We start from the raw sequence: 12,350 nt of genomic DNA on the forward strand, positions 1-12,350 counted from the left end.
CTTACTGTCCGTTAATGCGGAATAAACAGTTATAAGGATAGCTAATGCTGTCCTTATTTTCATACCAGTATCCTATGTAACAAATAAAAAAGACAAGTAGCCATCCGACTACTTGTCCTTTTTGTTAATCAGTACTGAATAGTATTAAGCTTGGAATGCTTCAGTTAATACTGGTACGATTTGTTTTTTACGAGATACAACACCTTTTAATGTAGCTGTATTGTTTTCTAGAGATACGTTGTATGCTTTCTCAACAACGTTTGCTGCTTTACCGATCGCAAGACCGACAGAATCGTTAGTTAAGATATCAGTTACAACGAATAAGAATAGGTCTAAACCTTTTTCTTCTACTACTGCAGAGATAACTTTTTCAAGTTCCGCTTGGTGTACAAGAACGTCGTTAGTATCAACAGCGTTTACTTGTGCAATTTCAACTTTCGCGTTAGCCATTTGGAATTCTTTAGCATCAAGAGAGATTAATTGCTCCATTGTTTTTCCGCTTAAGTCAGCACCAGCTTTTAACATTTCTAAGCCATAGCTATCTGCATCTACACCAGCGATTTCCGCTAATTCACGAGCTGCTGCTACGTCTTGTTCTGTGCAAGTTGGAGATTTGAATAATAAAGAATCTGAAATGATTGCAGATAACATTAAACCTGCAACTTCTTTACGAATTATAACGCCATTTTCTTTGTACATTTTGTTTAAGATTGTAGCTGTACATCCAACTGGCTCACAACGGTAGTAAATAGGATCGCTTGTTTCAAAGTTAGCAATACGGTGATGATCGATTACTTCTAACACACGAACAGATTCGATATCGTTAGCACTTTGTTGACGCTCGTTATGGTCAACTAAAATAACGTTGTCCACTTCGCTTGCAACTGTCTCAACAAAACGCGGTCCTTCTACTTTAAAATAGTCTAACGCAAATTGAGTTTCACCGCTGATTTCGCCTAAACGTACAGGCTTAGCATTCATTCCTAATTCTTTTTTCAATTCTGCATAAGCAATTGCAGAACAAATTGCATCTGTATCTGGGTTTTTATGCCCGAAAACTAGTACTTTTTCCATGTTTTCCACCTCTTCATGAAAAGGATATCTTAAAGAAGCAAATATGACAATATTTAAAGCCGAATTTTTTATAAATAATTGTACTTTCCTCTATATTTTTCATAAAAAAGATCATCTAAAATGAATTAGATGATCAAAATGTATATTTAATTTAAAATAGTGTAGGAACTTGCACTGCATTGTTAAACGCAAAATTGGAATTTAAACCATTATTCACAAGGTTCACATCAATAACTTGATAAAATGCATTTCCAGTGTCCGCAATCTCCCAAACAGCTAAAATAAGATGGTAGCCACTACGATCAGTTGGTACATTTGCTTCATGCGTTACTGTTGTCCCCGGTCTAACTCCGCCATCATTTTTCACATAGAACGGCACTACATCTAAACTAGACCTTGTTAAAGGCATATTTGGATTCCAATCCTTCTTTGTAATGTAGTATTTCCATTCTTTCGTACTATGAGGAGCCGTTAGTTTCCACTTGAATGTATTCGTCCCGCCGTTTAACGTAACTTTCTTCCACCTATCCACTGATTGAGCGTCTAAAGCAGGAAAATGACCAGCACCTGCAATTTGTCCATCAGAAGGTCCTAATTGCGGAAAGCCGCCTATTCCTTCTACACTTTGTGGTTCATATTGAACTGGACCGCAATTTACATTTACCCCTTGCTTACATAAATAAGATCGGCTCGCTGGTGATTCTACATACCCATGAGCTGAAGCCTTTTCTGAAAATCCAAATGTTAATAATCCCGTAAGTAATATCCCACCACTTAACATAACCTTTTTCATCTTTTGTAAACTTGTCTTTTTCATTCTTTCATCCCCTTCCCAAAAATGAAACGAAAATAACTATAGTTGCCTAGTCATCTTCTCTACATCCATTATAAGTGGAAGAGCATTACGAAAAGAACCCTCTAAAAACTTTCTCAAATACGTTTAGCTACAAAAATATCAATTCTTCACGTATATTAATTACCAGTTATCACATCTATTATTTATTTTGTCGTTTTATTGTTAACTACTTACAATTACATATCACAGTGTAGCGCTTAAAAAAGTTTGATTACATTAACTCTATAAACCTAGATAAAATAATAAATAGAAAAAGTGGGTTTTGAAAAAGATTGATTATTACTTGATCCTTGTGCCATTAAAGCGTGCAATTACGAATTTGGCAAAGGTAGTCTAGTTATCAAATAGCCCTCTCCCTCTCAGATTTGCGGAAACTGGCTCCTTTCCTATCTCACGTGCCCATATAGATAACTGGCCGATATGATGGATTTCGTGGACAATGACATGGCGTATTAACTCTCCGTGTGTACATTCAATGACTCGGCGCCTAATTGGTGCGTCTCTTGAGTTAATCGGCTCTTCCTTGAAGTCAGCTTTTGAAAGTTTCCGAGAATCCATTTCATTTGTCCAAGAAGTCACAAACGGCTTCACTTTCTCGCGGTATTGAGCTGAAAGATTTTTCACTTTTTGTAAGCTGGCATACTCTTCAAACACTGGTTCCTCAGGGACTGATTCGCCGCGCAACCCTAAGATCCACATATATTCCACATCTACAATGTGAAATAGGGTATGTAGTATACTGCCGAACCCACCGACCCGTTTCTTTACTAGTTCTTCAGCCGACATGTCTTCGCACCATGTAAACCAATCATCACGAACTTGCCAGTTATATTGAAACAGTTTCAACATCACAGCAACCTCCATCTTTTAGATTAATATTTACTATTCACCAAATGGCTTCAAAATCCCTATTTTAATACTACCTCTTAAAAACCTGTTAAACTCTTATATAAACTGGACTTCAAATTGAACGTTCAATTTGAAGTTAAAGAATGAAAAGAAAAAACTAAATCATTTTATAATAAATAACCGTTGCATCTAACTCACCATCCGGAGAAATTGCATACCCCGGTATTTTACCGGATTCTTGAAAGCCTAATGACTTGTACAATCTATTGGAATGATCTCCTTGTCTAGTATCTAATACTAAAAGAGATCTGTTTTCTAGTTTCGCTCTTTCCTCTGCTTTTTGCATAAGTGAACGTCCAATACCGTTACGTCTAAAATTCGGATGAGTCATTAACTTGCAAATCTCAGCTCTATGGGTCCCGTTAGGCTTTGTAACTAAATGTAATTGAACACTTCCTGCCACTTCATTGTTTATTTTAGCAACATACAATATTACTTCTGGTGCTAATACCGTTTGCCAATAATTTGTTGCTTCTTTTTGTTCCAGTGGAGGTAAAAAACCAATTGATGCCCCATCATCTACAACCGTTGTCAAAAGTTTAGAAAGATCTTCAATCTCATTTTCTAGTTGCTTCATTTCTTCAATTACTAAATTTCGCATTACTTTTCCCCCTTTTGTTTTCATTTTAACAATTTTTATAGCAGGAATAATTAAATATTAAGATGAAATTAATTAAGATACGATTTTTTAGAGAAAGGATCACTATATGAAATATATATTAGACAGGAAATACGCAAGAAAATTACTGGATTGGGCATATGAACAAAACCCAGGTCCTTGGTTCGAACATTCAATTCATGTTGCCAATGCAACTGAAAAAATAATTGTAGAACTTATAAAAAACGGGTATGACTTAGATGTTGATATAGCATACAATGCCGCTCTCCTGCATGATATAGGAAGATATAAAGGTTTTACTAAATCTGTTATTCATTCCTATGATGGTTACATGTATATGAATGATTTAGGGTATACAGGAAACGCCGTTATATGTGTGACGCATTCATTTCCTTGCAAAAATGAGCATATAGATATCGCAGCAGAGTGGATCCTTGTTCCCGATTATATGAAAAGCCGGTTAATTGAAATATTGAATGAACATTGTGACTATGACTTATACAATAAAGTAATTACTCTTTGCGACGCTCTTGCTGATGCAGATGGTTTTACTACGCTTGAAAGAAGATTGGTTTCTGTTGGTTTACGTCATGGCACAACCTCTCATACTTCTTTACATTGGAAAGGATTCTATACAATTAAGAATGAATTAGAATCTTTAATTGGGAAGAGCATATACACCCTTCTCCCTGATGTAGAGAAATCAATTTATAAGAATACAGAATATTAAAACAATCATAACTTAAAAACGATACAATTTGTAAGTATGCTTCTAAAAAACTCATTTAAAAGTGGAGGGATTACTTATTAGTAAAATAGGATTTGACTTAATAAATCATGAAGGTAACTTAAATATTGGATATGAAGATATAGTTGATATCTCTAGGAAATGTAAATTTTCTAACTGTTCACATACAAATGAACCACAATGCGCGGTTAAAAAAGCCATGTCTGATGGAATTCTTTCTGAAGAAATATTTAAAAATTATTATAGACATTTAAACGAGGCACAATATGTTTCTAAGCAAAGAAATAAAACAAAAGCTATCGACTATATGAAGCAATTGAAACTTTTTCAAAAAAATTAGGATAAACTAGAAAACCCTCCTTAAAATAATATTTTAAGGAGGGTTTTCTAGTTTAATGACTTTGATTTTTTAATTCCACCATACACTCTTGTACTAAAGTTACTGCTTGACTCATTGCAGCTCCGCCAGCAAACGCGGTCGAAACACCACAAGCTTCTAAAATTTCTTTATCAGAACATCCTTGGTCAATACATCCCTTTGTATGATAAATCGTACAATATTCGTCTTGTGTTGCTAAACTAATCCCTAATGCAATAAGCTGTTTTTCTCTTTTAGTTAATGCACCCTCCTGAAAACACGCTTGTGTAAAAGCGTTATAGGTTTCTGCAATTTCAGGAATTTGTTGTGTGAAATTCCCAATACCTTCTTTGTAATGAAGTAATACATCATTTATAGAGCCAAATTGTTGATTTTCCATCGTATATCCTCCATTCATTTTATTTACACTTACTTTAGTATGAGATAAAATGAATGATATATACAAATACTCACTTTAAAAATAGAAAGAATTTTCAGTTTATTAAACTTTTAAATTTACACGTTTACAGTTTCAGCCCATCATCCACCGACATTTTTTCTTTAGAACTTTTCCTTTCTCCCTCTTTACTTCGCTCTTCCCAAATCGTTAAACCTTCCATTCCTACTTTTTTAGGATCAAATACTGGATCTTTCCCTTCTTTTTTCTGCGCCTCATAATCTTTTAACACTTTTAATGCGGTTTTGCTTAATAATAGGATTGCAATAAGGTTTAACCATGCCATACTACCGATTCCTAAATCTCCAAGATTCCATAAAAGTGAAGCTGATTCTACGCTACCGATGTATACCATAATTAAAAATCCAATTTTTAAAACTGGTTTTAACCATCCATATTTCAATCCACGATCTAAATAAGTGAGAGTCGTTTCTGCGATATAGTAATAAGCAAGCAAAGTTGTAAATGCGAAGAAGAAGATTGCGATTGAAATAAATATTGGACCAAATCCAGTCATAACAGTTTCAACTGCTTGTTGTGTATAAATAGGACCTGCTTCTACCTTGCCTATATTTTGTACAATTGCACTTTTCCCTTCAGGTATAACATTGTACATACCTGTTATTAATATCATAAGCGCTGTCGCTGTACAAACTACAATCGTATCGATATATACAGAAAACGCTTGAACTAACCCTTGTTTTGCAGGATGCGATACTTCTGCAGCAGCCGAACTATATGTTGCCTCTCCAACACCTGCAACGTTTGAAAACACCGCTCGCTTTACACCCCATGCAATTGCTGCACCAACGATCCCGCCAAACATTTCATTTACACCAAATGCACTTGAGAAAATTAAAGCAAACATACTTGGAATTTCTGTTACATTTGCAATTAAAATGATGCATGTAACAATTACATAGCCAATTGCCATAAAAGGTACTAACATTTGTGACACACCAGCAATTCTTTTTACTCCCCCAAAAATAATCGCTGCTAGTAACACAACTAAAAATATACCTGTTACATATTTACTAATACCGTTAGAGTTTTCAAATCCAACAGCGATACTACTCGATTGAATACCTGGTAATAAAACGCCGTATGAAAGTGTTACAACTACCGCTACAATGACTGCAAACCATTTCATTTTTAAACCTTTCTCAATGAAATATGGTGTACCACCACGATATTCATTTCCTACTTTACTTTTATATACTTGAGATAATGTTGATTCAACAAATGCGCTAGCGGCTCCTAAAAGTGCCATCACCCACATCCAAAATACAGCGCCCGGTCCCCCAAAAGCTATTGCTGTTGCTACCCCTGCGATATTACCTATTCCAACCCTTCCTGATAGAGCCAAACAAAATGCTTGGAAGGATGATATTCCAGTCTCTGAACTTTTCCCTTCAAAAAGTAGCTTAATCATCTCTTTAAAATAACGAATCTGTAAAAAACGAGTCGCAATGGTAAAATACACTCCTGCTCCTAATGCGAAAACAACTAAACCTATACTCCATACTTGCCCCACTAACCACTCTACTAACTTTTCCATCCAAATCCCCCTTATCATTCTTTTGAAAAAGTAATTTTCATATAAGAAAACGGACAACCTTTATCCCACATTCCAGTTGTCCGCTTCTCATACTATTTCATCATTCTTTTATCTCACTATTCATCGTCTGCAAGACTCTCACAAACTAGTTTTTCACTTAATATTTACCCAAACGCTCTTCACTTCTGTATAATTATCAAGCGCATAGGAACCTAGTTCGCGCCCAATACCAGATTGCTTATATCCACCAAATGGTGCAGCTGCATTTTCTAAGTTATAATCATTAATCCATACTGTTCCTGCCTTTAATTTATTGGCAACTTGATGTCCTGTTTTAATATTTTGTGTCCATACGCCTGCTGCAAGTCCATATGAAGAGTGATTTGCCCTTTCGATTACCTCTTCTGTTGAATCGAATGGAAGTACAACGACAACCGGTCCAAAGATTTCTTCCTTAACAATTGTCATATCATCAGTAACATTTGTGAATACGGTTGGCTGAACAAAATAGCCTTTTTCAAATGCACGTTCACCACCAGCTGCAACAGTAGCACCTTCCTTCTTTCCTTGTTCAATATAATGCAGCACACGCTCTTGTTGTTTTTTAGATACGAGTGGCCCCATTTCTGTATCAGTTTCCATCCCAGCTCCAAGTTTAATATTATTTGCCCTTTTTACTAACTCTTCTACTACCGTTTCATAATGCTTCCGATGAACGAATACGCGGGATCCCGCACTACAATTTTGGCCATGATTATACATAATCCCTTGGAATGCACCATTAATCGCTTCTTCTAAATCAGCATCTTCTAAAATGATATTTGGTGACTTACCACCAAGCTCTAACGTTACATGTTTAATTGTTTCTGCAGATTGACGCATAATATATTTTCCCGTAACAGTGGATCCTGTAAAAGCAACTTTATTAATATCATGATGATTCACTATCGCAGCTCCTGCTTCAGGGCCAAAACCTGGTACAAAGTTTACAACACCGTTTGGAAAACCAGCTTCTTTAAAAAGTTTTGCTGTATATAGCAACGATAAAGGTGTTTGTTCTGCAGGTTTTAATACAATCGTACAACCAGTTGCAAGTGCAGCTCCCATTTTCCAAGAAGACATAACGAGCGGAAAATTCCACGGAATAATTTGACCTACAACACCAACTGGTTCATGGCGTGTGTAATTTAAGTAATCTTTTGAAATCGGAATTGTTTGTCCGATAATTTTTGTAGCCCAACCTGCATAATAACGGTAGTTTTCAACCGTCGCTGCAATATCATCTTCAAGTGCTACTTGATATGGTTTTCCATTATCTAATGCTTCTAGCTGTGCTAATTCTTCTTTATGTTCTTCAATTAAATCCGCTAGTTTATATATAAGATGTGCTCTTTCAGCAGTAGTCATTTCTGTCCAAGGGCCTGATTCAAAGGCCAATCTCGCAGCTTTTACTGCGACATCAATATCTTCTTCTTGTGCTTCACATACGACAGCTAGAACATCCTCTGTTGCTGGATTATATGTTTCAAACGTCTTCCCGCTAATAGAAGGAACAAATTCACCATTAATAAACATTCTAATCTCTTCATTTAAAAACGCTTTTACTTTTGGTTTTAGCTCAATGTTTGTCGTTAACATATATACACGCCTCCCTATTTAAACAGCTGCATGAGCTGCGATTTCGGATAATATCGTTTGAAGCTTTTGATCTTCTACTTCAGTTAATCCTAATCTCGGATAACGAGAAGGTCCTCCAACTTGCCCGTGTAATTCCATTGACCGTTTAACAATTTGTACATATTTCCCTGATCCTTCAAGAAATTCACAAAGAGGTAAAATCGCATCGTTTATCTCCCATGCTTTTTCTAATTCACCATTTTGAAAATGCTCATACATTTTCGTAACGAGTCCTGGTACGATATTTCCTGCAACTGAAACCCATCCCGAGGCACCAACTAGATAAGACTCCATAACTAAATCTTCAGATCCGCAGAAAACTTGAAAAGCACCTTCGCCTTGTCTTACTAAATCTCTTGCTTTACGAATATCTCCACTAGACTCTTTAATATGTGTAACATTTTCACACTCTTTTCCAATTCGAAGCATTAACTCTGTACTCATATCAACACCAGAAGTAAATGGATTATTGTATAACATAATTGGTATATTTACAGCGTTTGAGATTTCTTTAAAATGAAAATAAATTTCCTCTTCCTTCGGTTTACAATAGTAAGAGTTTATAATTAATGCGCAATCCGCTCCGTGTGCTTCTGCATGTTTCGTATATTCAATCGTTTCTTTCGTCGTTTCTGCTGCAGTTCCAACAATGACTGGAATACGGCCATCGACTTCTTTTAATACTGTTTCTACCATGTTAAATCGTTCTTCTTTTGATAAACTAACAAACTCCCCTGTACTTCCATTAATAATAATTCCAGCTATCTTTTGCTCAATAAAGTAGTTTACGTTTTGTTTTACACCTTTCCAATCAATCTCTTGAAATTCATCCATTGGTGTTATTAATACTGGAAATGCCCCTTTAATTTTTTGCATATTTATCTCTCCCTTTAACATTTTATTTTAATAAAAAACCTGTTGGAAATGGATCAGTAGGGTCTAATAGAAACGTCTGCATCCCTGTAATAAAACCTCTACTCTCAAAACGGAAAATATATCCTAGTTCTTCTTTCTTCACTTTTTCTACTGTTATAAAGCTATTAAATATGCTTTCATTTTTAAAAGGTTTATCCGTTATATACTCATTATTAAATAACGCATGTACATAGGACACAATAGTAGAAACAAAGCCCGGAGAACGGACAATAAAGTTATCTTCATGAAATGTAATCGACTTTATATGTTTCTCTTCTGTTTGCGAAGAATCTACTAAAATAAGTCTTTTTATAAGCGACTGTTTTTGTATCGCTTGAAGTGTAGCTTCCCCCCATTTCTTTAATTCAGAAATATTTTTAATACCAATTTCTGGTGAATACGTATCCTTTTCTACAACTGCATATACTTTATCAGCCTGTATAAGAGAGTAACGTATATTACCAATCTTCAAATCTTTCTCAACCATATAACATAGTTTACTTTCAAACGACACCGATATCACTTCATCATCCACTACATAGGCATGGACTGAAAATATTCCAGATAGTGTTTCAATTTTGTATTGATTAGACTCTCTCTTTTTTAAATATCCACTTTCTAGTAACATCGTTATTACTGCGACAATACCTCCATAATGAAGAGGAATGGTTCCTTCATGATTAAAAAATAACACAGCTGCATCCACTTCCTTATGAATAGAAGGAACGACAATACATCCATTTAACCCAATAAAACCACGTGGTTCATTTAATAAAAGCTGCATTTCTTCTGCTAATTCGCCTGAAAATTGTTCATTTAAATGTTCTAAACTGTAGTAGTATTTGCATGGTACGTCCTTTATTACACGAAACGCTTCGCCAGCTACGTGCACATCTACTGCTGTATACATTTTTTGAATGTTCATTTTACATCCTCCGTTTCATGTTCCATCGGCGGAATTAGCAAAAAGCCTTCTTTCAGTGGATCCTTTTCATTGTAGAAAAATCTATGCATCCCCATAAGCCAAGCTGAGCCGGTAATCTTTGTTACTACCGCTTCAATATTTTCTACATATGTTGTATTCATGACACATCCTTTAAATAGTGAACCTACAATACTCTCATGAACAAATTCTTCATCGATGTCGATTTTTTTATGAGCGTATAATACAGCTAACTTCGCTGATGTTCCTGTACCACATGGAGATCGATCAATTCCTCCTGGCGGAACAACAACTGTATTTTTCACATGCGCACTTTTATGAGTAGGATCTGTATAAAATTCAACATGTGTTAATCCTTTTATAAACGAATACTCTGGATGAATAATTTCAAACTTCTCATTTATTGTGTTTCGAATATGAATCGCCTTATCAATAATTATGGATGCATTTTCTGGTACTAACTCTAAACCTACTGACTTCGCATCGATAATGGCATAAAAATTCCCTCCATACGCAATGTCAGCCTCTACAGTTCCAATTCCTTCGACTTGTACAGTAATATTTTTCAGTAAAAAAGCTGGTATGTTACAGAATGAAACTTCTTTCGCCTTTCCATTTTGAACAGTAATATCCACTTCAACTAAGCCGGCTGGTGTATCAAGCTTTAAAGAAGTAATCGGTTCAACTATTGGAATTAAACCTGATTCAATTAAAGCTGTACACACACCAATTGTATCGTGACCACACATCGGTAAATATCCACCTGTCTCTATGTATATAACGCCTATATCAGCTTCAGGATGACACGGATCTGTTAACAATGCTCCAGACATTACATCATGACCACGCGGCTCATTCATTAACAATTTGCGAATCCAGTCATATTCCTTTTTCATATGTAACATCTTCTCTGCCATCGTCTCTCCAATTAACTTAGGAAGTCCGCTAATTAATGTCCTCGTTGGATTCCCGCCCGTATGTGTATCAATCGTCGTAAAGACTTTTTGTGACCTCATCCGTTTAACACCCTTTCTGTAAAACGACTCAAACGAAGTGGTTCAATAGGAATAATTGTTTCTTTTTCATTTAATAACTCTTCAATCACTTTCCCAGTAACTGCCGCAAGACTAATTCCATCACCTTCATGTCCAGCTGCAATATAATAATTTGGAATATGATCCACTCGTGAAATAATTGGCAAATGATCTTCTGTCCACGGACGTAAGCCGGCATATGAACGAATCACCATCATATCTGCCATTTTCGGATAAAAACGAATTGCTCTGTTCGCAATGCATTTAATAACCTCGTTGTTAATTCTCGTATGAAATCCTACAAACTCTCGACTACTACCAATTAAAAAATTTTGGCTTTCTGTCGGTTCAAATACAAGAGCTACCCCGTATTTTTCAGTTAAAGCATCCACTTTTCGTTTTCCGCCAAATTTAGAAATTAAATAACCAAATTCCATTACTTTACGGCAACCTACATGTTGTTGCCTTGAGGCTACAATAATATGCCCTTTTCTCGGTTCGATTGGAATATTTACATCTAACATCTGCCCGATTTTAGGAGCCCACACACCGGCTGCGTTCACAATTTGCTTCGCAGTAAACGTCCCATTTGTCGTTTCTACAATAAAGGAGCCGTCTATATCTCTTTTCATTTCTTTTACTTCTGTATGATTAATCGCTTTCGTACCCATTTTTTTCGACTCTGCTAAAAGTGAAAATGCAAGGAGATATGGATTTACAGTAGAATCAGTTGCGCATTCTAAACCACCCAATAAATCATCCGCAAAAAATGGTGATTCCTCTCTTATATCTTGCCTATCAAGCATTCGAAACGGTAACCCAGCATCTTTTTGACGATTCACCCATTGCTGCGCTGCCTCCATCTCTTCGTCTGATTCACAGACTAGAATACTTCCTGGCGCCCTATATTCAAATGAGTGCTCCAACTCCTCACTTAAATCTGTTACTAATTTTTGACTTACTAATGACATTTGACTATCAAACCCTGGGTCTTTATCAATCGCCAAAATGTTTCCGTCACACCGTGAAGACGTCCCACTGACAAACTCACCTTTTTCAATGATTGTTACGTCTCTTCCGTATTTTGAAGTGTAATATGCAATAGAACATCCTATAATTCCACCACCTATTATTAAAACGTCACAGTGCCTCACAAAACACCCCTCCTTTCACTTACATCTCTCATTTTCTTTTATGCAATT

General features: G+C 35.9%; 13 protein-coding genes. 2 read left to right on the forward strand and 11 right to left on the reverse strand.

The window, feature by feature from the left end; genetic code table 11:
• Positions 1-144 precede the first annotated feature (144 nt).
• The 4 genes from ppaC to JDS98_RS01815 form a co-directional block, all read right to left on the reverse strand.
• Entirely contained in the window at positions 145-1,119 is a 975-nt protein-coding gene (gene ppaC / locus JDS98_RS01800; protein ID WP_374191384.1) for a manganese-dependent inorganic pyrophosphatase, read from the reverse strand.
• A 106-nt stretch (positions 1,120-1,225) separates the two neighbouring features.
• Complete coding sequence (locus JDS98_RS01805) at positions 1,226-1,891, reverse strand: lytic polysaccharide monooxygenase (protein WP_000753785.1); 666 nt, start codon at positions 1,889-1,891, stop codon at positions 1,226-1,228.
• Between the two features lie 372 nt (positions 1,892-2,263).
• Complete coding sequence (locus JDS98_RS01810; protein ID WP_087969892.1) at positions 2,264-2,779, reverse strand: DinB family protein; 516 nt, start codon at positions 2,777-2,779, stop codon at positions 2,264-2,266.
• A gap of 157 nt (positions 2,780-2,936) precedes the next feature.
• A complete protein-coding gene (locus JDS98_RS01815) occupies positions 2,937-3,440 on the reverse strand; it encodes a GNAT family N-acetyltransferase (protein ID WP_199633482.1) in 504 nt (167 codons plus the stop codon).
• A gap of 106 nt (positions 3,441-3,546) precedes the next feature.
• Between JDS98_RS01815 and JDS98_RS01820 the strand changes: the two genes are divergently transcribed.
• Together JDS98_RS01820 and JDS98_RS01825 are read left to right on the forward strand one after the other, a co-directional pair.
• On the forward strand, positions 3,547-4,188 hold the full coding sequence (locus tag JDS98_RS01820; protein ID WP_199632170.1) for an HD domain-containing protein: 642 nt from the start codon (positions 3,547-3,549) through the stop codon (positions 4,186-4,188).
• 61 nt (positions 4,189-4,249) lie between these two features.
• A complete protein-coding gene (locus tag JDS98_RS01825) occupies positions 4,250-4,546 on the forward strand; it encodes a ribosome small subunit-dependent GTPase A (RefSeq protein ID WP_000398687.1) in 297 nt (98 codons plus the stop codon).
• Positions 4,547-4,598: 52 nt separating this feature from the next.
• Here JDS98_RS01825 and JDS98_RS01830 read toward each other — a convergent pair whose 3' ends face one another.
• The 7 genes from JDS98_RS01830 to JDS98_RS01860 all read right to left on the reverse strand — a co-directional run bounded on the left by JDS98_RS01830 (position 4,599) and on the right by JDS98_RS01860 (position 12,302).
• The gene (locus tag JDS98_RS01830) at positions 4,599-4,964 is read right to left on the reverse strand and encodes a carboxymuconolactone decarboxylase family protein (protein ID WP_000431413.1); all 366 of its coding nucleotides are present in this window, start codon (positions 4,962-4,964) and stop codon (positions 4,599-4,601) included.
• Positions 4,965-5,088: 124 nt separating this feature from the next.
• Positions 5,089-6,579, reverse strand: coding sequence for an alanine/glycine:cation symporter family protein (locus JDS98_RS01835; RefSeq protein WP_199632169.1), 1,491 nt, complete (start codon positions 6,577-6,579; stop codon positions 5,089-5,091).
• A 153-nt stretch (positions 6,580-6,732) separates the two neighbouring features.
• Positions 6,733-8,217, reverse strand: a complete 1,485-nt coding sequence (locus tag JDS98_RS01840; protein WP_098711345.1) for an aldehyde dehydrogenase family protein — start codon at positions 8,215-8,217, stop codon at positions 6,733-6,735.
• 18 nt (positions 8,218-8,235) lie between these two features.
• Entirely contained in the window at positions 8,236-9,132 is an 897-nt protein-coding gene (gene dapA / locus JDS98_RS01845; RefSeq protein ID WP_098711346.1) for a 4-hydroxy-tetrahydrodipicolinate synthase, read from the reverse strand.
• 22 nt (positions 9,133-9,154) lie between these two features.
• The gene (locus JDS98_RS01850; RefSeq protein WP_087969898.1) at positions 9,155-10,096 is read right to left on the reverse strand and encodes a proline racemase family protein; all 942 of its coding nucleotides are present in this window, start codon (positions 10,094-10,096) and stop codon (positions 9,155-9,157) included.
• Positions 10,093-11,130 (reverse strand): proline racemase family protein, encoded by a 1,038-nt coding sequence (locus tag JDS98_RS01855; protein ID WP_016108577.1) that lies wholly within the window; start codon positions 11,128-11,130, stop codon positions 10,093-10,095. Before JDS98_RS01855 ends, JDS98_RS01850 begins: the two co-directional genes overlap by 4 nt.
• Positions 11,127-12,302 (reverse strand): NAD(P)/FAD-dependent oxidoreductase, encoded by a 1,176-nt coding sequence (locus JDS98_RS01860; RefSeq protein ID WP_199633483.1) that lies wholly within the window; start codon positions 12,300-12,302, stop codon positions 11,127-11,129. The genes JDS98_RS01855 and JDS98_RS01860 overlap by 4 nt, the downstream gene beginning before the upstream one ends.
• Between the last annotated feature and the right edge of the window lie 48 nt (positions 12,303-12,350).

Source organism: Bacillus cereus group sp. N11, from assembly GCF_016483605.1.
GTDB classification, from domain to species: Bacteria; Bacillota; Bacilli; order Bacillales; family Bacillaceae_G; genus Bacillus_A; species Bacillus_A toyonensis.